Source organism: Humibacillus xanthopallidus (assembly GCF_044793955.1).
Classification (GTDB): domain Bacteria; phylum Actinomycetota; class Actinomycetes; order Actinomycetales; family Dermatophilaceae; genus Humibacillus; species Humibacillus xanthopallidus_C.
This window is the reverse complement of sequence record NZ_CP084995.1, coordinates 3823661-3846844: the sequence shown is the minus strand read 5'-3', so window position 1 is coordinate 3846844 and position 23184 is coordinate 3823661. Positions and strand designations below refer to the sequence as shown.

18 protein-coding genes and 2 pseudogenes are annotated in these 23184 nt (G+C 70.3%); 10 read left to right on the top strand and 10 right to left on the bottom strand.

Translation table 11 applies throughout. The annotated features are described in order from the left end of the window. Positions 1–370: 370 nt before the first annotated feature. A pseudogene (locus LG278_RS17395) lies at positions 371–1384 on the top strand (ISL3 family transposase); the annotation flags it as partial. Between the two features lie 57 nt (positions 1385–1441). Here LG278_RS17395 and LG278_RS17390 read toward each other — a convergent pair. Continuing rightward, a pseudogene (locus LG278_RS17390) lies at positions 1442–1739 on the bottom strand (polyphosphate kinase 2); the annotation flags it as partial. A gap of 218 nt (positions 1740–1957) precedes the next feature. Between LG278_RS17390 and LG278_RS17385 the strand changes: the two are divergent. Further along, positions 1958–4534: a PKD domain-containing protein gene (locus tag LG278_RS17385; protein WP_404388765.1), complete on the top strand. Its 2577-nt coding sequence runs from the start codon at positions 1958–1960 to the stop codon at positions 4532–4534. A gap of 301 nt (positions 4535–4835) precedes the next feature. Here LG278_RS17385 and LG278_RS17380 read toward each other — a convergent pair whose 3' ends face one another. From LG278_RS17380 to LG278_RS17365, 4 genes are all read right to left on the bottom strand, one after another. Beyond that, positions 4836–5363 (bottom strand): hypothetical protein, encoded by a 528-nt coding sequence (locus LG278_RS17380; protein WP_404388763.1) that lies wholly within the window; start codon positions 5361–5363, stop codon positions 4836–4838. Continuing rightward, the gene (locus LG278_RS17375) at positions 5360–6268 is read right to left on the bottom strand and encodes a hypothetical protein (RefSeq protein WP_404388762.1); all 909 of its coding nucleotides are present in this window, start codon (positions 6266–6268) and stop codon (positions 5360–5362) included. Before LG278_RS17375 ends, LG278_RS17380 begins: the two co-directional genes overlap by 4 nt. Before the next feature lie 118 nt (positions 6269–6386). Next, on the bottom strand, positions 6387–6914 hold the full coding sequence (locus tag LG278_RS17370; protein ID WP_404388761.1) for a cyclophilin-like fold protein: 528 nt from the start codon (positions 6912–6914) through the stop codon (positions 6387–6389). 47 nt (positions 6915–6961) lie between these two features. Next, the gene (locus LG278_RS17365; RefSeq protein WP_404388760.1) at positions 6962–7981 is read right to left on the bottom strand and encodes a zinc-dependent alcohol dehydrogenase family protein; all 1020 of its coding nucleotides are present in this window, start codon (positions 7979–7981) and stop codon (positions 6962–6964) included. A 236-nt stretch (positions 7982–8217) separates the two neighbouring features. Between LG278_RS17365 and LG278_RS17360 the strand changes: the two genes are divergently transcribed. The 4 genes from LG278_RS17360 to LG278_RS17345 all read left to right on the top strand — a co-directional run bounded on the left by LG278_RS17360 (position 8218) and on the right by LG278_RS17345 (position 11616). Beyond that, positions 8218–8631: a cupin domain-containing protein gene (locus LG278_RS17360; RefSeq protein ID WP_404388758.1), complete on the top strand. Its 414-nt coding sequence runs from the start codon at positions 8218–8220 to the stop codon at positions 8629–8631. 173 nt (positions 8632–8804) lie between these two features. Continuing rightward, entirely contained in the window at positions 8805–9311 is a 507-nt protein-coding gene (locus tag LG278_RS17355) for a hypothetical protein (protein ID WP_404388757.1), read from the top strand. Then, positions 9311–10102 (top strand): hypothetical protein, encoded by a 792-nt coding sequence (locus LG278_RS17350; protein ID WP_404388755.1) that lies wholly within the window; start codon positions 9311–9313, stop codon positions 10100–10102. Before LG278_RS17355 ends, LG278_RS17350 begins: the two co-directional genes overlap by 1 nt. Then, a complete protein-coding gene (locus tag LG278_RS17345) occupies positions 10099–11616 on the top strand; it encodes a multicopper oxidase family protein (protein ID WP_404388754.1) in 1518 nt (505 codons plus the stop codon). The genes LG278_RS17350 and LG278_RS17345 overlap by 4 nt, the downstream gene beginning before the upstream one ends. A 187-nt stretch (positions 11617–11803) precedes the next feature. Here LG278_RS17345 and LG278_RS17340 read toward each other — a convergent pair whose 3' ends face one another. The 3 genes from LG278_RS17340 to LG278_RS17330 form a co-directional block, all read right to left on the bottom strand. Next, positions 11804–12133, bottom strand: coding sequence for a hypothetical protein (locus LG278_RS17340; RefSeq protein WP_404388753.1), 330 nt, complete (start codon positions 12131–12133; stop codon positions 11804–11806). 314 nt (positions 12134–12447) lie between these two features. Next, complete coding sequence (locus LG278_RS17335) at positions 12448–13698, bottom strand: DUF2252 domain-containing protein (RefSeq protein WP_404388752.1); 1251 nt, start codon at positions 13696–13698, stop codon at positions 12448–12450. A 365-nt stretch (positions 13699–14063) separates the two neighbouring features. Continuing rightward, positions 14064–15515 carry a carboxylesterase/lipase family protein gene (locus tag LG278_RS17330; RefSeq protein ID WP_404388750.1) on the bottom strand — a complete coding sequence of 484 codons (1452 nt, stop codon included), beginning with the start codon at positions 15513–15515 and terminating at the stop codon, positions 14064–14066. Positions 15516–15648: 133 nt separating this feature from the next. On the opposite strand from LG278_RS17330, the gene LG278_RS17325 reads away from it, so the two are divergent. Beyond that, positions 15649–16809: a lysylphosphatidylglycerol synthase domain-containing protein gene (locus tag LG278_RS17325; protein ID WP_404388749.1), complete on the top strand. Its 1161-nt coding sequence runs from the start codon at positions 15649–15651 to the stop codon at positions 16807–16809. On the opposite strand, the gene LG278_RS17320 is transcribed toward LG278_RS17325, so the two are convergent. After that, positions 16738–18549: an SLC13 family permease gene (locus LG278_RS17320; protein ID WP_404388747.1), complete on the bottom strand. Its 1812-nt coding sequence runs from the start codon at positions 18547–18549 to the stop codon at positions 16738–16740. The two genes, LG278_RS17325 and LG278_RS17320, sit on opposite strands and share 72 nt — an antisense overlap. A 244-nt stretch (positions 18550–18793) precedes the next feature. Here LG278_RS17320 and LG278_RS17315 point away from each other — a divergent pair, with 244 nt between their 5' ends. Beyond that, complete coding sequence (locus LG278_RS17315) at positions 18794–20305, top strand: leucyl aminopeptidase family protein (protein WP_404388746.1); 1512 nt, start codon at positions 18794–18796, stop codon at positions 20303–20305. A gap of 75 nt (positions 20306–20380) precedes the next feature. On the opposite strand, the gene LG278_RS17310 is transcribed toward LG278_RS17315, so the two are convergent. After that, positions 20381–20893, bottom strand: coding sequence for a hypothetical protein (locus LG278_RS17310; RefSeq protein WP_404388745.1), 513 nt, complete (start codon positions 20891–20893; stop codon positions 20381–20383). A 204-nt stretch (positions 20894–21097) separates the two neighbouring features. Here LG278_RS17310 and glsA point away from each other — a divergent pair, with 204 nt between their 5' ends. Together glsA and LG278_RS17300 are read left to right on the top strand one after the other, a co-directional pair. Further along, positions 21098–22078 (top strand): glutaminase A, encoded by a 981-nt coding sequence (gene glsA / locus LG278_RS17305; RefSeq protein ID WP_404388744.1) that lies wholly within the window; start codon positions 21098–21100, stop codon positions 22076–22078. A gap of 25 nt (positions 22079–22103) precedes the next feature. Next, positions 22104–23120, top strand: a complete 1017-nt coding sequence (locus LG278_RS17300; protein WP_404388743.1) for an alpha-hydroxy acid oxidase — start codon at positions 22104–22106, stop codon at positions 23118–23120. Positions 23121–23184: the final 64 nt, after the last annotated feature.

Sequence of the window (23184 nt, the reverse complement as noted above, 5' to 3'; positions counted from 1 at the left end):
GGTTCGAGTCCCCTCGCCAGCTCCATCGTCTGACCTGCTCGAAGGCCTCATTTGCGGTGATGCTCTGTCTACGCGTGGCCCAGCACACGGGCAACAACCCGGCGCACACCTGCTCTCTCGTCGCACCTCAATCGCACGCCCATGGCACGGTGGGGAGGTCGCGGGTGGCGAACAAGCCTGACAGGCGAGGCTTCGGACACCCTCGGCGTCCGCCCTCTAGCGGCGGCAGACCAGTGACGTCGGCCCTGACCTCGTTTGGCGGCTCATCACAGATGAGGGTGTAGGAGCCGGCAGCGCGTCGGTCGCTGGGTAGGCGTCGAGGCCTCCCGAAGATGGAAGTTCTCACGCTGCCCATCTGAAAGACCTCGACGTGCCTGACGCTACCCTCGCCTGCCCTGACCTGACCACGTACTGCCGACTCGACGAGCTCGATCTGGAGGTCACCGGCCAACGACTCCAGCCGGACCGGGCCGTGCTGTCCTGCCGCGTCGTCGAACCCGACCAGTGGTGCCGCCGCTGCGGCTGCGAGGGAGCTTGTGACAGCGTCGTGCGGAAGCTTGCCCACGAGCCGTTGGGCTGGCGACCCGCGACGCTCCGGTGATGATCCGCGGTGCCGGTACACCGGCTGCGGGCACGTATGGCGCCAAGACACCAGCAGGGCGGCCGAGCCACGGCGAAGCTCTCCCGCCGGGGGCTGCGCTGGGCACTCGAGGCGCTCGTGGTCCAGCACCTCACCGTCTCCCGGGTCGCCAACGGGCCCGGGGTCGCCTGGAACACCGCCAACGACGCGGTCCTGGCCGAAGGCCAGCGGGTCCTGATCGCGGACCCGGCCCGGCTCGACGGCGTCACGACGGTCGGTGTCGATGAGCACGTCTGGCGGCACACCAGGCGCGGCGACAAGTACGTCACCGTCATCATCGACCTGGCCGGGATCCGCGACGGGAGCGGGCCGGCGCGGTTGCTCGACATGGTCCCGGGCCGCTCGAAGCAGGCATTCAAGACGTAGCTCGCCGACCGCGGACAGCCGTGGCGCGATGGGGTGGAGGTCGTGGCGATGGACGGGTTCACCGGGTTCAAGACCGCCACCGCTGAGGAGCTGCCCGACGCGGTCGCGGTGATGGATCCCTTCCACGTGGTGCGGTTGGCCGGTGACGCCTAAGACCGGTGCCGCCGAAGAGTCCAGCAGGACCTTCACGGACATCGCGGCCGGACCGGGGAGCCGCTCTACGCCGCACGCAGGACCTTGCACACCGGCGCGGGCCCCCGAGGCGATCAACGGCCGGCTCGAGCACCTCCGCGGCTCCCCCCCGGCTTCCGCAACCTGAGCAACTACATCGCCCGATCCCAGCTCGAAACAGGCGGATTCAGCACCCCGGCTCCACCGTCATCTGTGAAGAGCCCGTTTGGCACGATCCACCACTTTCGGCAGGGCGATGGCGGGAGCCGTGTAGGCCTTCCGCCGGTCCAGGCTCTTGAGGTCGATCGGCGAGAGCTTCCAGCGCCAGACGGGGTCGATCTGACGGATCGCCAGGCGGGTGCGCTGCTCATCCTGGGTCACCGAGAACCACAACTTCGTGACGGTCGTCCCGGACTCGACGATCATCCGCTCGAAGGTAGCACTGGAAGTACGACTGCCCGCTCTCGGTGGACGTCGGCTTCGTGAGAGCCACCACCCGCGCCGCCCGGGGGTTGAGGTGCTCGGTGAACCGCTTGATCGCCCCGCCCTCGCGGCCGCTGAACCTTCGCACAAAGCCCGACGTGACACGTCCGTCAGTAGTTCGATGAGCCAATATATCGCCAAATATACATCGTCCCCTCCCGACAGAACCAGTGCTTCAGTCCTCTGGCGGAGCAGGCCTGAGCCCACGAGCGTGAATAGCGGGTATTCAACGGAGTTTCCAAAGGGGGAAACATCATGAAAACACTTGCTGCGGGGCCTCGACGGTCGAGGAAGGCCATGAGACTGTTCACGGGAAGTGTCCTGGCAGTGGGGATGGCCATGGGCGGTGCGCCGTTTGGTGGCAACGCCGCCTTCGGCGTGGCTGATAGCTACACGTACACGAACACGGCGGACTTCAACTCGGGCACTGCGCTCAACCTGAGCACCGCAAATGACGAGCTCAGACTGACTCCGAGCTTTGCGTTCCCGTTCGTGTGGGTCCCCGCCAGCGCGCGGGGCACGATCGTGAAGATCAACGCGAACACCGGCGCGGTCGTCGGTGAGTACTGGTCGGCGCCTCAGAACATGGCGCACGACCCTTCCCGCACGACGGTGGACCAGAACGGGAACGTCTGGGCAGGCAACCGGGCTGAATCCAGCGGTTGGCAGGGGTCGGTGGTCCAGATCGGCTTGAAGGAGGCTGGACAGTGTGTCGACCGCAATGGAAACGGTGCGATCGACACCTCCGGCGGCCTCGGTGACATCAGGCCGTGGGCCAATGCGTTGTTGGAGGACAGAGGCGGGGGCGTGACGACGGCCGACGACGAGTGCGTCATCCAGTTCGTCCGGACAACCGGACACACGATCAGGCAGGTCTCGATCGACGCTGACAACCACGCGTGGGTCGGTGGGCCCGGTCTGGTCTCCAACGTCGGCCGGTACTTCGACCGGATCAGCCCGACGGGCACCATTGTCAAGACGTTCAAACTGCCGGACTCCGGGCCGTACGCGGCCTACGGCGGCCTCATCGACGAGAACGGCGTGCTCTGGAGTGCCGCCGGCCCGACCGGCTTCAACCTGGTCTGGCGCGTCGACCTCGCCTCGATACCGGACACGACACCACCTGCGATTCTCACCTCGCCGGCGAACTACACGCTCGTGCCAGCCGAATCGGCTTACGGCATGGGTAAGGATCTGACCGGCAACATCTGGGTGAGTGACTACTCCTTCGGCACCGTGACGAAGATCAGCCCGGCTGGCCAGGTGCTCGGCACCTATCCCACGGCCACGTCAGGCAACCGCGGAGTCGCGGTGACCGCTGACGGTGACGTGTGGGTGGCCGGCAGCGGAAACGGACGCGTTGCCCGTCTCCACAACAACGGGTCCCTCGTCACCACGATCGAAGTCGGTGATACGCCGACCGGGGTATCGGTCGATGCCAACGGGAAGGTCTGGGTGTCCCTGCTGGGGTGGAATCAGGCGAAGCGCATCAACCCGGCCACCAACACCGTTGACGAGACCACCGACCTCGGCATCGGAGCAGGTCCCTACACATACGGCGACATGACCGGCAACGTCAACGTCGGTGGCCCAGCAAGCGGGTCGTGGACCAGGGTCATCGACAGTGCGACCGCTGGCCAGCACTGGTCGACGGCCGACTGGACCGCGGTCCTCAACGGAGGAGAGGTCACCGTGACCGCCGCCGCCAGCGAGGATGGCGCCACGTACGGTCCCGAGACTCCCGTCACCGACGGCGGCACCCTGGGACTGACGGGCCGATACCTCAAGCTGACCGTCACGCTCAGCCGGACAGCCGCCATGGTGGACGCGGACATCACGCCCGTCCTCGCGGACATCACGGTGGCCACAAACCGGTTGCCCGTCGCGGTCGCAGGTGACGACCAGAAGGTCGACGAAGGCGCCCTGGTCACGTTGAACGGAACCGAATCGAGCGACCCGGACGGCGACACCCTCGGCTACGCCTGGGCGCTGCTGCCTGGATACACGGGGCCGGCAGTGACCCTGTCCGCCGCAACGGCGGCGCAGCCGACGTTCACCCCGACCGACAACGGCGTGTACACCTTCAGGCTGACCGTCGATGACGGCAACGGTGGCACGGCGACAGACGATGTCATCGTCACGGTCGACAACGTCGCTCCCGTGATCCAGTCGTTCAGCTCGCCTCCCGACCCCGTGCCGATGGGGTCCGCCGTGAACCTGTCAGCGACGTTCAGCGACGCCGGCACCAACGACACTCACACCGCGTCGTTCGCGCTCGACTCAGCCAACACGGCCGGGACCGTCACCGAGTCGGGTGGCTCCGGTAGCGCGACGGGGTCCTTCACCCCAAGCGCGGCTGGCGTCTACACCGCGTCGGTGACCATCACCGACGACGACGGCGGTCTCGACACCGAGACAGCCCTGATTCCGGTCGTCGTCTACGACCCAGCCGGGGGGTTCGTCACCGGGGGCGGACGTATCGCTTCGCCAACGGGCGCGTTCACGCCCGACGCCAGCCTCGTCGGCAAGGCAACGTTCGGGTTCGTGTCCCGCTACCAGAAGGGTGCCACAATCCCCTCCGGCAACACCGAGTTCGTCTTCCACGCAGCCGGCCTGAATTTCCACTCCAGCAGCTACGACTGGCTCGTGATCTCCGGGGCCCAGGCGCAGTACAAGGGCGTGGGCGAGGTCACCGGACTCGGAGCCACTTACAACGGCACCTACAAGTTCCTGCTCACCGCTGTCGACGGCGGCCGCCTGGGCGGCACAGCGCCCGACACGTTCCGGATCAAGATCTTCCGTGACGACACCGTCCTGTACGACAACGGACCGGGAACCTCACTCGAGGGTGGATCGATCATCGTCCACAAGTAGAAATCAGGCATATCTCGGGCTTCGGCCCCGCCCCTGGGCGGGGCCGAAGCGCGTAGGCGGAGCATCCTGCAAGGTGAATCGCCTCGGTTCCACGGTGACCTTCAGGGTGCTGCTCGCACGAGTTGTGAGGGCACGTCTTCAGACTCGTGGAGGGTCTCGAACTCGATGGGTGGGATGTCCCGCAGTCGGCCGTCTAGGCGGCTGTTGTTGTACCGGTCGTCCCTAGCCAGCGACGGCGAGCTCCACGTCGTCGTCACGCGTGTGGACGTTCAGGCAGGTGGTGCCGAGCTCCCGACCGCAGTCAGGCGGTCGAGGAGACGGTGAGGAACCACCCACCGGGGGACCCGCTGATGTGCCAGACGGCCGCGTCGATGGGGGCGACGAGTGCGTTGAGGGCATCGCGCAGTGAGCCCCGCGGCAGCGACACCGAGACGGGCGGCCCGTCTCCGTCCACGAATTCCTGGAACAGCTCCATGCCGTGGTCCTGCAGTCGCAGCCGGTCGTCGAGGACGCGCCAGAGCCCCTCGCTGTCGATCTCCAGCGGGTCCACCCGGTCGTCGAGGACGGAGTGGGACGGGAAGACGTTGATCAGACCGACTGCGGTGAGATCCCACCTGTAGGAATGGTTCTCGGCGACCACAGCGTCCAACAGCTCGCGCACGGTCCCGACCTCGGGGCTACCGGCCGACGGGTTGATGCGGGCCGGGTCCTCGAGGCAGCACGCGCGGATGCCCCACTCACGCAACCGTGCGCATACCGCGGCGGGGGAGGCGAGCACGGCGCCCGGGGGGAGCGGTCGGTCGAGCAGAGAGGCGCCCGAGGCGTTCATGGCTTGTACTGCTCGGTGGTCTCGTGGATGCCGACCTTCTCCGTCTGGAAGAGCAGCGGCATGGTCTGGCCGGGAAGCGGAGGCCCGATCTCGCGGTCGAGGGTGCGGTTGAGGGTGAAGGGTCCGGCAAAAGTCGTCCACGTCGTGCCCGAGTCAGGGCTGTACTGGTAGACCTGAGAGCTCGTCATGATCCCCGGGAGCGCGCGGGTGCCGGTGGGTACGAAGTCGGCGGAGCGTACGGCCGATGTCGGCATCCAGTGCGTATCGGTGACGCCGTTGAACTCGAGCTCGTTGGGGCTGACCACCGTGGTGCGCGCCGGCGCGAAGCTGACGCCGGCACCTGGGGGCAAGATCGTGGGGTCGGGCGGGCTGATCCGGTGGGCGAAATCATTGCGGGAGTAGGTGACTCGCTCACGCCAGTTGAGTCGGGCGGACTGCGCCTGCAGGTCGGCGACCGCTCCGGAGCTGCTACCGCAGCGGAACTTCAGCTGGAAGCCATACCGCGAGGCGCCGGGGGACCAGCTCGTGAGGAGCTGTTGCATGTTGACCGGCACAGCCGCAGATGGGGCGCCGGAGCCCGAGCCCGAGCCCGAGCCGACGCCCGCGTCGGCCTGGTCGATGAAGCTGCCATCCGTGCCGTCGGCGCCCTCCTCGGTCGACAGGACGTCGAGCGCGTCCGAGCGACGGAGCTCCGCCTCGTGGTGGCGCGCGTGGCGTTGGGGCCGGTGGGTCGCGACCGCGCTGATGTCATGGCCGAGGCCGGGGAGCAGGGCGTCGAGTGCCGCGTCGGCGCCCCTCGGCTGTGGAACGTGCAGCGGTGTTGGTCTCCGGGCGTGGTCAGCGATCTGCGGCTGCTGTTGGTGCTCGGTGGCGAATCCCGTCGTCGCCCATGCCCTGCTCGTCATGACGCGTCCCCGTCCGCACGTGGAAATCGTTGGGGTCCCGATGGTGAGGCGTGGCCCCGTCCGTCCAGCGTCCGCCGGTGCGCACGGCATCGCAACCGCTTTGGCGGAATTGGGGCAGTCACCGGGCTTCGACGGTCGCCGTGACCGAGCCGGCCAGTTCGGAGATCTGCTGGGCGGCATCACCCTCCAGCGTCCCGAGGACCACGATCCCCGGGAAGGAGGACTGGTCCCCGTAGTAGAGGACGAGGTCCTGACCCGGCGCGTAGTACCCGACGTCTCCCGTGTCCGGATCTGCGCCTTCAGGTTGACCGTCGAGCGAGAGTGGGGATGGAAGCGGACCGGTCTTCTCGACCCCGCCGTGGTCACCCATGTCGATCGTGACGGGCAACTGAGCAATCAGGTCGCGGGCCGCGGCACTCTCGGTGAGCGTGGCCCGGAAGCGCTGGCCGCCGATGGTGATCTCGATCCTCATCCGCTTCTCCTCGTCGGCGCTCGGGGTGGCGGTGGGGGTGTCACTGCTCGGGCCGTTCCGATCTGGGCTGGTCGAGGTCCCCGGCGCGGTCGCAGGCGCATCCGGTGAGACCGGGGTGTAGCGGGAGCCGGCGTCACCGCAACCTGCACCGAGGATGCCGACGGCCGCGATCACCGAGATCAGCCTCGTGCGTGAGAGGGACATGTGTGGGCCCTTCGGGATCAGACGGTGAGGAGCACTTTGGTGGCGGTGCGCTGGTCCATGGCGCGGTAGCCATCGGCGGCCTGCTCGAGAGGAAGCGTGAGGTCGAAGACCTTGCCGGGGTCGATCCTGCGGTCCCAGATGAGCTGAATGAGCTCCGGCAGGAACCGGCGTACCGGGGCGGGGCCGCCGTGCAGGTGGACACCGGCCATGAAGAGCTCCTCGCCCGGGATTTTCACGTCGTGGGAGACGCCCACGAAGCCGACGTGACCGCCGGGCCGGGCCGAGCGGATGGCCTGCATCATGGCTTCCTGGGTGCCGACGGCTTCGATGACGGAGTGGGCGCCGAGTCCGTCGGTGAGGTCCTTCACCTTCGCGACACCCGCATCGCCGCGCTCCTCGACGATGTCGGTGGCGCCGAACTCGCGGGCGAGGGCCTGGCGGTCGGTGTGGCGGCTGAACGCGATGATGCGGTCGGCGCCGAGCTGCTTGGCGGCGAGGATGCCGAGGAGCCCGACGGCGCCGTCGCCCACGACCGCGACGGTCTTGCCGGGGCCGACCTCGGCGGCGACGGCGGCGAACCAGCCGGTGCCGAGCACGTCGGAGGCGGCCATCAGCGACGGGATGAGGTCCGGCTCCGGGATGCCGGGGGTGGCGACCAGGGTGCCGTCCGCGAGGGGGATGCGGGCGAGCTCGGACTGGGTGCCGAGAGTGCCCATCAGCACCCGGTGTCTGCAGTAGGCCTGGTAACCGGCCTGGCAGATCTCGCACGTGTTGTCCGAGGCCCAGAAGGAGCCCACGACGAAGTCGCCGACCGTGACTCTGTGGACCTCGGACCCGATCTGTTCGACGACGCCGACGTACTCGTGCCCCATGACCTGGTGGTCGACCGGCTCGGCGCCGCGGTAGGGCCACAGGTCGCTGCCGCAGATGCACGTCGCCGCCAAGCGGATGATCGCGTCGGTCGGCTCGATGATCGTCGGGTCGTCACGGTTCTCCACCCGAACGTCACGGGGTCCGTACATCACAACCTGTCGCATCTCTCGCTCCTCCTCATTGCTCGCTCGTCCACAGGGCTGCTGCCTCGGCAGTCCGGGCCACGACACCGAGTCAACCCTCCGAACCGTCGCGCTGGGAGTCCCTACGAAGAGGTGTACTGACTGGGCACCCTTCGCGACTCCGCACACGAACCGGGCGGCTTAGGCTCGGTGGCGTGGACGACCGCGATAGGCGCGCGGAAGCGAAGCGTCGATCACCAACAGAGAGAAGGAGATCCATGCAGATCACCCGCAGCTCCATCGACACGGTGAAGGGTCCCAGCGACTGGTTCACCGGCGACGTCTACATCGACGCCGTCGCGGCAGCACCCACGCCGTCCCGGGTGACGGCCAACCTGGTGCACTTCATGCCCGGCGCCCGCACCCACTGGCATCGGCACCCGTTGGGCCAGACGGTCTTCGTCACGGAGGGCATCGGCCTGTGCCAGCGTAGAGGCGGACCTGTCGAGGTCATCCGCCCGGGCGACCGAGTGCTCTTCGAGGCGGACGAGGAGCACTGGCACGGCGCCGCCCCCAACCGCCTCATGGTCCACGTGGCCATCAACGAGGGCGACGACGAGCACGACGTCGTGCAGTGGCTCCAGCCCGTCACCGACGAGGAGTACGCCGAAGCGCCGTTGACCGACGCCTGAGAAGGTCGTGCGAGAGGGAGTCTGTGCTCCGTCCTGATCCTCCGAGGGTGGGTGAACCAAGCCACAGAACGGGGCCGAGTCTGCTCACGGGGACGAGAATGGGCATGAGGCGCCGTCGCGGCTGCCCTGGCGAGGTGCCGGCGTCGATGAGGACGACGACCCGGGGCCGCCGGGTGGAAGGCAACGCCATGGAAAAGGTCATGTGGCTCGTCCTCGGTGCCACCGTGATGGTCGCGTCCCTACGCGCCGACCGGAGCGAACGGGCCCGGATGGTGGCCCGCACAGCCCTGGGGGTGCTGTTCCTGGTCTTCGGGGCCATCGTGAACGCGATCTATCTGGTCACCGACTGGGAGTCCTTCGGCGAGTTCGGTGAGCTGTCCCAGTTCGCGTTCGTCCGTGACACGTGGGCTTCCCTCGTCGCCCCCAACACCGGACTCTTCATCGGCCTGCTCATCGCCGGCGAGGCCGCCGCGGGCATTCTCGTCCTGTCCGGTGGGCGGTGGACGCAAGCGGGCCTCGTCATGCTCATGGCCTTCCACGTCGGCCTGCTGTTCTTCGGCTGGTGGCTGTGGATTTACGCCGTGCCGATGCTGGGGGCACTGAGCCTGATGCTCCGTGCGGAGCGACGGCACGAGGCGCAACTGGCCGATGCCGCGCCCACGCGCAGGCGGCGACGGTGATGGCCGCCGCGACCCCGGCCAGGTCCGGGGACATCGAACACGCCGGGGGCATCGAACACACCGGTGTAGGGCGCCCGGACCCGACGTGGGGCCTGCTCTACAGGGCGGGAGGCTGGTCGGCGCTGCTGTTCGTGCTGCTCGTCCTGCTTCCGGTGGTGCTTGTCTTCGTCGCCCCGGTCCCGCCCGCTGGGGGAGTTGCGCTGTTGGACTACATCGCCGCCCACAAGCTCGTCTACCTGACCGAGTTGGTGTGCTTCGTCGGGCTGGCGGTGCCCGCCTTGGTCGTGTTCGCGGCGGTGGCGGTGGCGTTGAAGGAGGTGGACAAGAGCCTGGCAGCCATTGGTGGCCTGCTCGGCATCGCCTCCGAGGTGATCGCGCTGGCGCTGGGCAGTAGCCCCGAGTCCCTGCACGGCGGCTTGGTCGTGCTCAGCAACGCCTACCAGGCGGCCGGATCAGACCCCGAGCGGGCTGGCCTGGTCAGTGCTGCGGACGCGCTCATCGCCGCCACCAACGCGGTGTCGTGGGCGGGAATCCTGACCGCGGCCGCGATCATGCTGCTGTCCGCGATGATGCGTCGGACGTCGTCGTTCGGGCGGGTGGTCGGCACCATCGGGGTCGTCGCCGGGACGCTGGGGATCGTGTCGGAGGCGTTGCGGCCGGTGATCGGGCCGGCCTACCTGATCTACGGGCTGCTCCTGCCGACCTGGTTCGCCCTGGTCGGCTGGAAGCTGCTCCACCTCGACCAGTCGTCGCTCGCAGCGACACCAGACACCACCGCGAAGCACGCATGAATGAGGTCACGCGCCGCAGTCTCCTGCTCGGCGGGCTCGCCACGGCGGGAACCGTCGCGCTGGTGGCTTGCTCGGGCAGCGCCGACGCGCCGCCCGGGAAGGTCTTCGCGACGCCGGCACCGCTGACACCGAGCCCGGGTCAGAAGGTCGTGACGGCGACTCTTCGACCCGCGCCGGTGACCGTCGACCTCGGTGGTCCTGTGGTGCAGACCTGGGCCTACGGCGACACCGTGCCCGGCTCGGTGATCCGTGCCAACGCTGGCGACCTGCTCCGGGTGCGCGTCGATAACGGGCTGCCGGCGCCGACGACCGTGCACTGGCACGGGATCCGGCTCGACAACGCCGCTGACGGCGTGCCCGGCCTGACGCAGGACCCCATCCCGGTCGGGGGCAGCTTCCTGTACGAGTTCATCGCCCCGGACCCGGGCACGTACTTCTTCCACCCCCACGTGGGGGTGCAGCTGGACCGCGGCCTCTATGCACCGCTGATCATCGATGACCTTCGCGAGCCAGGCGACTACGACGCCGAGTGGGTCGTGGTGCTGGACGACTGGGTCGACGGGACGGGACGGACCCCGGACGACGTGCTGCGGTCGCTGATCGAGGCCGGGGGTGGAGGCACTTCCGGCTCGATGGGCGGCATGGGCGGCATGGGCGGCATGGGCGGCATGGGCGGCATGGGCGGCATGGGCGGCATGGGCGGGATGGGCGGGATGGGATCTGCGCCATTCGGTGACGCTGGAGACATCGTCTACCCGCACTACCTGGTCAACGGAAGGGTGCCTGCGGCGCCGTCGGTCTTCACCGCGAAGCCGGGACAACGCATACGCCTCCGTGTGATCAACGCGGCCTCCGACACCATTTTCAGCGTCGCGCTCGGCGGCCACCTGGTGACGGTCACTCACACCGACGGCTACGCCGTCGCCCCGGTGGAGACCAGCGCGTTCTACATCGGGATGGGAGAGCGCTACGACGTCACCGTCACGGCTGGCGACGGCGTCTTTCCTTTGGTGGCAATACCGTTCGGCAAACAAGGGCAGGCGCGGGCTCTGCTCAGGACGGCCGGAGGTGCGGTCCCCGCGGCCGGGACTCGTCCCAGCGAGCTCGACGGCGCGGTCCTCATGGGATCACGGCTGACCCCCGCCGCCGGCTCACGGCTCAGTCCCCGTGAGAGCGACGCCGCCGTCGACCTGACGCTGAACGGCTCGATGGCCCCGTATGCGTGGGGCATGAACGGAGCGCCCTACGGGGAGAACGACCCCCTCACCGTCGCGGCAGGACAGCGGCTGCGGATCAACGCCGTCAACATGACGATGATGACCCACCCGCTGCACATCCATGGGCACACGTTCGCGCTGGCCGGCTCGGGTCTGCGCAAGGACACGGTCCTGATGCGACCGATGGAGTCGATGCCGCTGGAGCTCGAGGCGGACAACCGCGGCGACTGGATGGTCCACTGCCACAACATCTATCACGCAGAGGCCGGCATGATGATCGCCCTCAAGTACACGTAGAGGCGTCATCCGGCCTGGGCCAGGCCTTCGTCGTTCGTGCACCGATCGAATGAGCAATCCGCCGCGCTCACGCCCGACGGAACCCACGCTGTCCCCGGCGGATTGCTCTTTCGATCACCGGCGGGGGAGCAGAATGGCGGTGGTGGGCAGGGTCCATCATCGGCGCCCGGAGGCGGTGACGTGAGGGTCAGTCGCTCGAGGATGTCGTGTTGACGACGAGGACCATGTCGTTGTGGAGATGACGCTTCTGGGTGAGCGGCACCTCCGTGTAGCGCTCGGCCACCGTCAGGATGGCAACGCAGACGTCGGTCAGCGGAACCCGCACGGGAGGCGGATCGGGCAGACGCACCACCGCATCCGCGGAGGTGGGCACTGCAAGGGCGCCAAGGGCCATGACGGCGATCGCCGCGGAGCGGAGCCGCGGCCATGAGAGTGTCCACTGGGTCCGGCCGTGCTCGCTGCCGCTCGGTGGCAGGCCGCGGGCCCAGGTTGCCCGAGGCCGAGGCGTCGTGTTCATGAGAGCTCACCTCCGGGGTGTCGCGCGAACGTCCGATCACCCCAACTGTGAGCCGGACAGCGCCTCCCGTCTGTGCCCGCGGCGACACAGTGGCAGGGCGCCTGGTCGCGGTGCCTTCCCCTTGGCCGCTACCTCCGGCAGTGGAGCATCGCGACTCGCGCAAGCGGGTCCATGCGCTCGAACATGATGGGAATGGCCATGGCTCCGAAGGTCAGCAACCGTTCGGACACGTGACGGCCACCCGGCCCCGCTGACCGTCCGTCCGCGAGGTCGTCAGCGGGGCACGACCCACCTGGGGTCGGCCATCGTCCCGGCTACAAGCCGGTGCGCGCCTCGAGGCGGCCGGAGGCGATGGCATCGAGCAGGGCCTGGTGGTCGCGGTCGTTCTGGTCGGCATACGTGGCCGAGAAGTCGGCGATGGCCCGGTCGAAGGTGTCGCTGGTCCCCAGGTAGGCCGCGATAGCGATGCGGTCGCCCGAGCGCGCATGGGCACGGGCGAGTGTCGCACCGCAGATCCGGGCGTAGGCGGCCATCAGGCTCGAGGTCATGTTGTCGACGTCGGCCGAGCCCTTCCAGTCGCGCAGCTGGCGCAGGTAGAAGTCGCGGGACTGCCCGTCCAACCCGGTGACGCGTTGCCACCCGAGGAAGATGTCGCTGGCCGCCTGCATGAGCCGTTGGCCGGCCACCACACGCTGGCCGTGGTTGGGGTACTTGCTCCTGCCGGCGAAGCGCTCCAATACGGACTCCTGGGCCTCCTTGGCCTGCAGGAACAGCGGGTCCTGTCCGTCGCGGCCGAGCAGCAGGATGATCCAGGCGCGCGTGCCGACACTGCCGACACCGACCACCTTGCGGGCCGCGTGGACGTAGTCGAAGCTCTCCAGCAGCTCGCGACGGTCCGTCTCGAGGGTCCGGCGGTAGGACCTGATCATGGCGCGGAGCTCGCCGTCGACATCCTCGCGACGTGTGCCCTCCGGGATCAGCTCCTCGATGGGCACGATCAGGGGTGGGTCCGAGATGATCCGGCGCTGCCCCTCGACCTCGTGGGTGAGCTTGGCGAACGCCTGCATGCTGTCACGGGTCCGCGCCTTGGCCACGTTGGCCGAGGCCTTGGCCCGCTGCTTCTTCGTCGCGCTCGACTTCAACGCCTCGAAGATGCTGTCGACGTCGATGTGCGCATACCAGACGTCGAGGTTGCGAGCGGCAGCCAGCTGCTGCATCCGGACCCGGTACTCGGCGATGCCCGCCGTGACGATCCCGCGCCGGGCCTCAGGCGTGAATCCGCGGTCGCGACCAGCGATCTCAAAGCTCGCCGCCAGCCGCTTGACGTCCCATTCCCAGGGCCCGGGAAGGGTCTCGTCGAAGTCGTTGATGTCGAACATCAGCTTGCGCTCCGGAGAGGCGAAGACCCCGAAGTTCGACAGGTGGGCGTCCCCGCAGATCTGGGACGTCAATCCCGAATGGGGGGTGGTGGAGAGGTCATGGGCCATGATCAGGGCCGCGCCCCGATAGAACGTGAACGGCGACACCGTCATGCGGCCATAGCGCAGCGGCACCAGCTCGGGCACCCGGCTTGCGCCCTGCTCCTCCAGCAGCGCGATGGGGTCCGGGCGATCCGGGGCTGGTCGCCAGTCGGCGTGGCTGCTCCGAGGGGTCCTCGCGCGCGCGGCCTTCCCTCTCGCTACCCGCTCCTCCGGACTCACGCCGGCAACCACCGTGCCCGCCGCCCGGCCGCGACTCCCGGAGCCGCGCGTCGTCTCCACCGAGGGTTGTCCTGCTCTGGTCACGAGTCTCTCCAGCCGTCGAGTTGTCCCGTTAGCACGTGGCGTCCTTCCGGACGGTGCCACGTGCCGTCGCCCGTCACATCACCCACTGCGGATGAGGCGTCCCGCTGGCTCGGGCCGCCCACGGCGCACCCGGGCCCGACTTCGCGTCAGATCCCCGACAGGTCGAGCACGCCTGGCGCCTCGCGCCAGATCTGCTGAGACACCTGCTCGGGGTATGCCGTGACCTCGGGTTCGCGGTCGAACAACCGTGTCGCGCCGGTGTCGTAGGCAGGCCAGCCGGGGTCGCCGTGCGTCGCGAACGAGGTCCACGCCCCGCGCAGCTGCGCCGACATCGCCTCGGCCTCCGGAGTGGGGTCGCCGATCAGCATCGCCGTCTGACCGGTGATGAGGTTGCCGAAGACGAGCGGCACGTCCAGGCCGTGGCAGGCCCCGAGCACGCCTCCCATGCCAGGCGCCGGCCAGGTCAGCTCATAGAGGTGGGCCCGGCCGCCTGCCTCGAGCTGCGCCTCCGCGAGGTGGAGCGACGGCATACGGAAGAGCCAGTCGGAGCGCACCACCTCGTAGCGCTCCTCGGGGTCGGGGAAGCTCTCCCGGTAGCGCTGCGGATCCGGCCCGAAGACCTCCGCGGCCTCGTTGGCCTGCGCCTCGGTGATCTCTCCCAGGAGCCCGCCGAGCGCCGTGAGCAGCCGCTGCTCGTGTCGTGTGTGCCCGACCAGCAGCTCGACCGAGCCGGTCAGGCCGCGCCACGGCGTGGTCGGCAGCACGTCGCCGTCGACGACCGGCGCGAAGAGCGCCGGCGCGTGCGCCGCTCGGCCCCACCGTGACGCGAACTGCCCGATCGTTGCCGCGACGGCATCGCTCGCGGTGGGGAGCAGCCAGGGATCAACGGTCGGCAGCTCGGCGGGCTCGACACCGAGCTCGGCAGCACACGCACGTGCGATGTCGGCAGCGAGCCGGGGCGTGAAGTAGGTGCCCTGCGCACTCTGCGCGATGGCCCGGTGGAAGAGGCCGGCGGCCCGCGGCATCGCGAGCAGTGCCGCCACCGATCCACCCCCGGCCGACTGGCCGAAGACGGTGATGCGCTCCGGGTCGCCGCCGAACAGGTAGATGTGGTCGCGCACCCACTCGAGCGCCGCGACCTGGTCGAGCAGGCCGCGGTTGACCGCCATCCCCTCGACGTGGCCGAAGCCCTCGAGCCCGACCCGGTAGTTGAACGTCACGACCACGACGCCGTCGCGCGCGAGGGTGCTGCCGTCGTATTCGGGCAGCCCCGACATGCCGAACGTGTAGGCGCCGCCCTGGATCCACACCATCACCGGCAGCCGGCCGCCGACGTCGCTCGACCACACGTTGGCCGTCAGCCACCCGTCGCCGTCACCGTCGCTCTCGCCGTCCAGGGCGTCCATGCCGAAGGTCCCGGACTGCGGCGGGGGCGGGCCGAAGCGCGTCGCGTCGCGCACTCCCCGCCACGCGACCACGGGGTGCGGCACTCCGAAGCGGACGGGCAGCGAGGCATACGGGATTCCGCGGAAGGCAGTGAGCCCGCCCTCCGTCTCGCCGCGGACGATGCCACCGGTGACCTCGATGTCGCTGTGCACCCTGCCAGTCTCGCCACCGCGGTCGCGGGCTCGCCAGCCGTTTGTGGCTCGCCAGCCCCTCGTGCCCCGGCGGAGCGTGACTCGCCCGATCGGGGTGAGTGCCACGGGGCGGCCGAGACCCGAGACTGTGGTCATGGACGACGACGCGGCCGGCGCGACCGACGCGACCGACGCGACCCGCGTAGGGAGGGCACGCCGCCCCGCATGGCCGCCACGTCTTGTCGGTCCGAGTCGCCGCCGGATCGTCGTCTCCGACATCGTCAAGGTCGGCGTCGTGCTCGTCGCGCTGTGGTGGTTCGCCCGCATCGTCGGGCAGGTCGACTGGGGCGCGGTGTGGGTGGCCGTGCGCGACCTCGCCCCGCTCGAGATCCTCGCCCTGCTCGCCGTCATCGCGATCCGTCAGACGCTGAATGCCGGCCCGCTCGCGATCTTCGTGCCGGCGCTCCCGCTGCGTCGGGCGCTCGCGAACGACCTCTCCGCCAACCTCATCGCGACGGTCGCACCGCCTCCCGCCGACGTCGTGCTGCGCATCTCGATGCTGCGCTCGTGGGGCATCCCGGCCGCCGAGGGCGTCAGCGGCATCTCGCTCAACACGCTGACCTACTACGTCGCGCGCTTCGGAGCGCCGGCGCTCGGCCTCGCGGTCGCCTTCGCGGCGGGCCAGGTCGAGTCGTCCTTCGTCTGGACCGCCTTCACGAGCGGCCTCGTGGCGGCGGCCGTCGTCGCCGGTCTCGCCATCGCAGCCCGGGGTGAGCGGGTGGCCGCCGCGGCCGCCGGCTGGGTGGGGGAGCGGGCCCGCCGGGTCTCGCACCGCGTCGACCCCGTCGACTGGTCGAGGCGGGCGGGCGACTTCGTCGCGCAGTCGGGTGAGGCGCTGCGTCGCGGGAGCCTCAAGGCGATGGCCTGTCAGGTCGGGCTCGTGCTGAGCGAGGCCCTGCTGCTCCTGCTCTGCCTGCGCTTCGCCGGGGTGCCGGCCGCCGCGGCCTCCGCGGTCTCGATCGTCGTCGCGCTGCTCATCAGCTATCCACTGACCGCGCTGCCCTTCGCCGGTGTCGGCGTGCTCGACGCTGCGGTGCTGACGATCCTCGGGCTCGACACCGGTCCGTGGGAGACCACTGCGGTGGCGGGCATGGTCGTCTTCCGCGTGTGCTGGATGCTCGTGCCACTCGCCCTCGGTGGCCTCACGGTGCTGTGGTGGCGCCACAGCCAGCGGGGGCTCGCGTCAGCCGGTGAAGGGCCAGACGAGCGGGATGACGACGACGGCCACGACGAGCCAGAGCAGCATGACCGGTAGGCCCAGCCGCCAGTAGTCGGAGAAGCGGTAGCCACCCGGCCCCATCACCATCATGTTGGCCGGCGTCGCGATCGGCGTCAGCAGCGCGCCTGCGCCGGCCACGGCGATGAGCATGAGGACCGGCAGCACCGAGACCCCTGTCTCCTGCGCGGCGGCAACGGCGATCGGCACGACGATGAGCACGGTCGCCGTGTTGCTGACGACCTGGCCGAGCACGGCTGTCAGTGCGAAGAGTGCGACGAGCAGCAGGTAGGGCCGCCCGGCGCCGACGATGTCGATGAGCCGCCGGGCGACGACGTCGGCGGCACCACTGGTCTGGATCGCCGTCGAGAGCGGGATAAGACCGCCGATGAGCACGACCGTCTGCCACGAGACCGCCCGGTAGGCCTGGTTGACGGTGACGACACGGAAGAGCACCATCGCCGTGGCCGCAGCCAGCCCGGCGATCGCCGGAGGCACGATGGCGAAGGCGAGGAGCACGACCATCGCGATCAGCACGGTGATCGCGACACCCGACCGGGCACCCAGCGGAACCGCTTGGCGCCGAACGAGATCGGGCGAGTCGACCATGAGCACGTCTCTGTCGTGGACGAGCTCGTCGATCGAGGACCACGTTCCGTGCAGCAGCAGGCTGTCTCCGGCCGCCAGCTCGACCGGCCGCGGTCCAACGTCGTTGCCCAGCCGTCGGATGCCGAGGATGACGAGCTCGGAGCTGCGCTGCTGCCCCGGGAAGGCGACCTCACCGACGAGCGGAGACCGCGGCGGCACGACGACCTCGCTCACCCCCACGTCGCGCGTGACGAGCTCGCCGTCGGCGGTCGTGATCGGCTTCATCTCGACGGCGAGCAGCTGCGCGATGACGAGGCGGCTCACCTCGGCCGGGTCGCCGGTGACGACGAGCACGTCGCCGGCCTCGACGACGTGGTCACCCGAGAAGGTGTGGCCCCCGCCGCTCTGCAGGCCGATGAGCACCAGGCCGTGGTATGCCGTGAGGTCGAGGGCCGCGGTCGCCGTGCCCTCGAGCGGGGACCCGGGTCGCACGCGCAGACGGTAGAAGCCGTCGTGCAGCTCATAGTGCTCCGCGAGGTTGCCGGCGTGGCTGCTGAGGTCGCGCGGGGCGCTCGCGGACTGGCGCACGGGCAGCACCCGGGGTCCGAGGAGGACGGCGAGCAGGATGGTGCCGATCACGAGCGGAACGCCGATGACGGCATACGAGAAGAAGCCGAAGGCGCCGGCGCCGGCGTCCTGCGCGGCCTCGGACACGATGACGTTGACGGGGCTCCCGGTGAGCGCCAGCAGCGAGCCGGCGCTGCCCGCGAAGGCCATCGGCATGAGCATGCGCGAGGGCGGCGTGCCGATCTTGAGCGCGAGCACGAGCACCATCGGCAGGAGGGCCGCGACCGACCCGTTGAGCGTGATGACCGCGGTGAGGAGCGCGCAGAGCGCGAGCACGGCGACGAGCACCCGCATCGGTCCGTCGCCGACCACCGCGATGAGCCGCTGCCCGGCCCACGTCGTGACCCCGGTCGCGTCGAGCGCCTCGCTGACGATGAAGAGCGAGGCGATGAAGACGACCACCGGGTCACCGAAGCCGGCGAGGGCGGTCGTGGCGTCGACGAGGCCGGTGAGATAGAGCGCGAGAGCGGTGAGCACTGCCACGACGCCCACGGGGAGGCGGTTCCACACGAAGAGCACGATCGTCACGGCGAGGACGAGCAGGCTGGTCGTCGACGGGCTCACGGGCGCACCCGCGCCGGCGCTGAGGGTTTGCCCATGTCGTGTCACGCCTCCCGGGATGCGGTGACCGGCAGAGACGCCCGGTCGGGGGTGAACCTAACCGTGAGCCTAGGTGACCGGCTTCACCCCCAACGGGTGACGGCATTGCGGCGCAGCGTGCCCGACGCTGGGGTGGCGGGTCGCTCCGGCGGCGAGCCGCGAGTCGACGTCGCTCGGAGGGGCCGGGCGCCACCCCAGAGGAGAACTGATGAGCACGCCAGCAGCCCGGTCGGCGGATCCCGTCCCGTCGGCGAGCCTCGAGATCGAGGTCACCACCTCGGCGTCGCTGCCGACCCCCGACCGGGCCGGTGCGGTCGCGGTGCCCGTCGCCACCGACGGCGCGGTGCCGAGCGATCTGGGCTTCGACCGGGCGGCCCTCGAGGCCGCAGGCTTCCGCGCCGAGCGGGGCACGACCCTCGTCGTGCCCTCGGCGGAGGGCAGGGCCCTCGTCGCCCTCGGCATCGGCGCCCGCGCGAGCGTCGTCGCCGCCACGGTGCGCGACCTCGCCGCCGACTTCGCCCACGCCGTGCCGCACCAGAAGCGGCTCGCCGTCGAGCTGCCGGCAGGCGACACGGGCCTGTCGACGGCCGAGTTCGCCGCAGCCGTGGTCGAGGGCGTGCTGCTCGCCCGCTGGCGCTTCCTCATCGGCAAGGGCAGTGACGAGCCGACCCTCGAGTCGCTCGTCATCGTCGCCCCCGACGCCGCCGCCGACGCCGTGCGCGAGGGCATCGACCGCGGGCGGGTGCTGGCGTATGCCGCGATGCTCGGTCGCGATCTCGCCAACTGCCCCGCGGCGATCCTCAGCGCGGCGCGCATGGCCCAGGTCGCCGAGGACGTGGGCCGACGGACCGGTCTCGAGGTGGAGGTCTTCGGCAAGGACGAGCTCATCGAGATGGGCTGTGGCGGCCTGCTCGGCGTCAACATGGGCAGTGTCGACGAGCCGCGCATGGTGCGGCTGCGCTACGTGCCCGAGTCTCCGACGGGCCATCTCGCCCTCGTCGGCAAGGGCATCATGTATGACTCCGGCGGCATCAGCCTCAAGCCGAGCGACGACTCGCACGCGCAGATGAAGAACGACATGACGGGCGCCGCGACCGTACTCGCCGCGATGTCGGCCCTGCGCGACGTCGGCTGCCGCACCGAGGTCACCGGCTACCTCATGTGCACCGACAACATGCCCTCGGGCTCGGCGATGAAGCTCGGTGACGTGCTCACGATGCGCGGCGGCACGACGGTCGAGGTGCTCAACACCGACGCCGAGGGCCGCCTCGTGATGGCCGACGCCCTCGTGCTCGCGGTGGAGCAGGGCGTCGACGCGATCGTCGACATCGCGACCCTGACGGGGGCGTGCCTGCGCACCTTCGGCGTCGACCTCGCCGGGTTGATGGCCAACGACGACGGCCTCGCCGACCAGGTGCGTCGGGCCGGTGAGGAGGTCGACGAGCCGGTGTGGCCGCTGCCGTTGCACCGCCCCTACCGCAAGCAGCTCGACTCGCCGATCGCCGACATGACCAACATGGGTGGGCCCAACGCCGGGTCGATCACGGCGGCCCTCTTCCTCGCCGAGTTCGTCGGCGACACCCCGTGGGCGCACGTCGACATCGCCGGCACGGCTCAGCTGCCGGCCGCCCGCGGGTGGCGCAACAAGGGGGCGACCGGCTTCGGCACCCGGCTGCTCGTCGAGCTCGCCTGCACGTTCACGGTGCCCACGCGCGCGTAGGTCTGGGGAGCCCTCTCGGGTCGGCGCGGCCGCGGAGTCCTGCGGCCGGCGCCGACCCGGGAGTGGGGGCAGCGGTCAGCGCGCGTCGCGCTTGGCCTGGCGACGAGCGCCCGCGGACTGCGAGCTCGCGTCGCGCTTCACGCCACCCGTGGTCTTCGTGGCACGCCGCCGCGTCGAGGCCGCAGCGGTGCCGGTGCCGGTGCCGGCCGCCGCCGCCCCATCGGGTCCGGTGCCGGCCTTGACCGCGGCTGCGGCGGCGAGGCGCTCCGCCTTGAGCTCGGCGGCGGCGGCGCGCGCGACGACGTCGATGCGCTTGCTCACCCGGGCGAGGGCCAGCTCGAAGACCTCGGCCCTCTCGGCGTTGAGCCGGTTGGCCGGACGAGCCTTGCCCCGAGCGCCCTTGGCAGCCACCCGGGCCGCGCCCTGGCGGCGGTAGAGGCCGACGTACTTGTTGCGGGCGCGACGGATGCGCGCGTGCAGGGCGAGCAGCTCGTCCTCGTCGAGCTCGGCGAGCCGCGCCGTCTCGGTCTCGCGGATGAGGTCAGCCTGGGACGACGTGAGTGAGCCGAGGGAAATCGATGCCGCCATGCCGAGGTCCTTTCGTCGTCGCGCCTGCGCACCGCCGACGCGTCCTGCCACCTCGACTCTGCTGTCCGCCGGGCACGGGGGCATCACCCCCGAGGGGTGATGCAGGACAGAGCGACCGCCTGCAAGGCTGCGCGAGCCCACGGACGGGAGGTGCGACGACCCGGCCGAGCGGCATACGTCAAGGTGGTCGGAGGGGGTGGCACGGTGGCGTCAACGATCTCGACGGGGACACTGCCGCGTGAGGAGATGGTGCGTGCCCTCGTCACGGCGGCGCACGCCGAGAGTCTCGGGGTGCACGAGGGAGTGGTCGCGACCTACATCCCGCAGCTGGCCGAGGCCGACCCGGACGCGTGCGCCGTGTCGGTGGTCTCGGTGCGGGGACGGTCGGTCGAGGTCGGAGACATCGGCGAGAGCTTCTCGATCCAGAGCGTCTCCAAGCCCTTCGTGCTGGCGCTCGCCTGCGATGCGCTCGGCGCCGATGTGACGCGAGATCGCTTGGGAGCCAACGCAACCGGTATGCCGTTCAACTCGGTGATGGCCGTCGAGCTCAACGAGCAGCGCACGATGAACCCGATGGTCAACGCCGGCGCGATCGCGGCGACCAGCCTGCTCGTCGACGCCGGTGGTGACCGGGAGGCCGGGTGGGGACTCGTGCGCGAGGGGCTCAGCCGCTTCGCCGGGCGTGACCTCGTCATCGACGAGGAGGTCTATGACTGCGAGACGCGCACCAACCTGCGCAACCACGGCATCGCGCACCTGCTGCACAGCTACGGGCGCGTGCTCGGGGACCCCGACGTGGCGACCGACGTCTACACCCGCCAGTGCTCGCTCTCCGTCGACACCCACGACCTCGCCGTCATGGCCGCGACCCTCGCCGACGGCGGCGTCAACCCGATCACGCGGGAGCGGGTCGTGCGCGAGGACACCTGTGCCAAGGTGCTCGCGGTGATGGCCACGGCCGGGCTCTACGAGCGGACGGGCGACTGGTTGTGGGACATCGGGCTGCCCGGCAAGAGCGGCGTCAGCGGCGCGATCGTCACCGTGTCTCCCGGCAAGGGCGGTCTCGCCACGTGGTCACCCCGTCTCGATGCCGCCGGCAACAGCGTGCGGGGGCAGCTGATCACCCGGCGACTCTCGATCGACCTGGGACTCAACATCTTTGCGTCACGCGCGGTGGAGGAGTGACGGTCGTGCGGCCCGCGCCGGCGTCGTGATCGACCACGAGGCGCTGCGGCGGCGGGCGCAGGAGCTGCTCGCCGACGACGTCTTCGCCTACTACGCCGCGGGCGCGGGAGCAGAGGTCACGCTGGCCCGGGAGGCGCGGGCCTGGGACGACGTGCTGCTGCAGCCTCGCGTGCTGAGGGACGTGTCGCGCACGACCACGGTGACCCAGGTGCTCGGTCACCCTCTCGCAGCCCCGGTGCTCGTCGCGCCGACGGCAGCCCAACGGCTGGCCCACCCGTCCGGCGAGGTCGGGGTGGCTCTGGCCGCCCGTGGGACCGGGGCCCTCATGGTGCTGTCGATGCGCTCGAGCACACCCGTCGAGGAGGTCGGCGCCGTCGGGCCCTTCTGGCAGCAGCTCTACGTGCTGCGGGACCGGGGGATCACCGACGAGGTCGCCCGACGGGCCGCTGCCGCAGGAGCGCTCGCGCTGGTCGTCACCGTCGACACGCCCCAGGTCGCTAGCAAGCGCGCCGGCGCGCCCGCGGTCCTGCCGCCCCTCGGCATCGTGCCCGCCCTCGACCAGCGCGACGTCGACGACCCCCGGCTGCGGCAGGCTCCCGACGTGGGTCCGCACGACCTCGAGCGACTGGCCGAGCTGAGTGGCCTGCCCGTCGTGGCCAAGGGGGTGCTGTCGGCGCAGGCCGCACGTGACTGCGTGGCTGCGGGCGCCGCTGCCGTCGTCGTGTCGACCCACGGCGGTCGTCAGCTCGACGGGGTCGTGCCCTCGCCGGTGGCGCTGCCGCAGGTCGTCGAGGCGGTCGGCGCGCGCGTCGAGGTCTATGTCGACGGCGGGGTGCGCACCGGTTCTCACGTGCTCACGGCACTGGCCCTGGGCGCGCGAGCCGTGCTCGTCGGACGGCCCGTGCTCTGGGCGCTCGCCGCAGGCGGCTCCCACGGGGTGAGCGCCCTCCTCGCCGAGCTGACCGAGGAGGTCAGGGAGGCCCTGGTGCTCGCCGGGTGCCGGTCGTGCGCGGACGTGGGCCCCGACCTCGTGCGTCGCTGACGACAGCGGGCATGGCCGTGCCCCAGCGCCCGGGAGGACGCTGAGGCACGGGTGGATCCGTGGG

Coding starts and splice junctions, on each gene's coding strand:
- LG278_RS17345 (WP_404388754.1), top strand. CDS start 10,099: ATGAATGAGGTCACGCGCCGCAGTCTCCTGCTCGGCGGGCTCGCCACG.
- LG278_RS17315 (WP_404388746.1), top strand. CDS start 18,794: ATGAGCACGCCAGCAGCCCGGTCGGCGGATCCCGTCCCGTCGGCGAGC.
- LG278_RS17350 (WP_404388755.1), top strand. CDS start 9,311: ATGGCCGCCGCGACCCCGGCCAGGTCCGGGGACATCGAACACGCCGGG.
- LG278_RS17385 (WP_404388765.1), top strand. CDS start 1,958: ATGAGACTGTTCACGGGAAGTGTCCTGGCAGTGGGGATGGCCATGGGC.
- LG278_RS17375 (WP_404388762.1), bottom strand. CDS start 6,268: ATGACGAGCAGGGCATGGGCGACGACGGGATTCGCCACCGAGCACCAA.
- LG278_RS17325 (WP_404388749.1), top strand. CDS start 15,649: ATGGACGACGACGCGGCCGGCGCGACCGACGCGACCGACGCGACCCGC.
- LG278_RS17380 (WP_404388763.1), bottom strand. CDS start 5,363: ATGAACGCCTCGGGCGCCTCTCTGCTCGACCGACCGCTCCCCCCGGGC.
- LG278_RS17365 (WP_404388760.1), bottom strand. CDS start 7,981: ATGCGACAGGTTGTGATGTACGGACCCCGTGACGTTCGGGTGGAGAAC.
- LG278_RS17310 (WP_404388745.1), bottom strand. CDS start 20,893: ATGGCGGCATCGATTTCCCTCGGCTCACTCACGTCGTCCCAGGCTGAC.
- LG278_RS17360 (WP_404388758.1), top strand. CDS start 8,218: ATGCAGATCACCCGCAGCTCCATCGACACGGTGAAGGGTCCCAGCGAC.
- LG278_RS17340 (WP_404388753.1), bottom strand. CDS start 12,133: ATGAACACGACGCCTCGGCCTCGGGCAACCTGGGCCCGCGGCCTGCCA.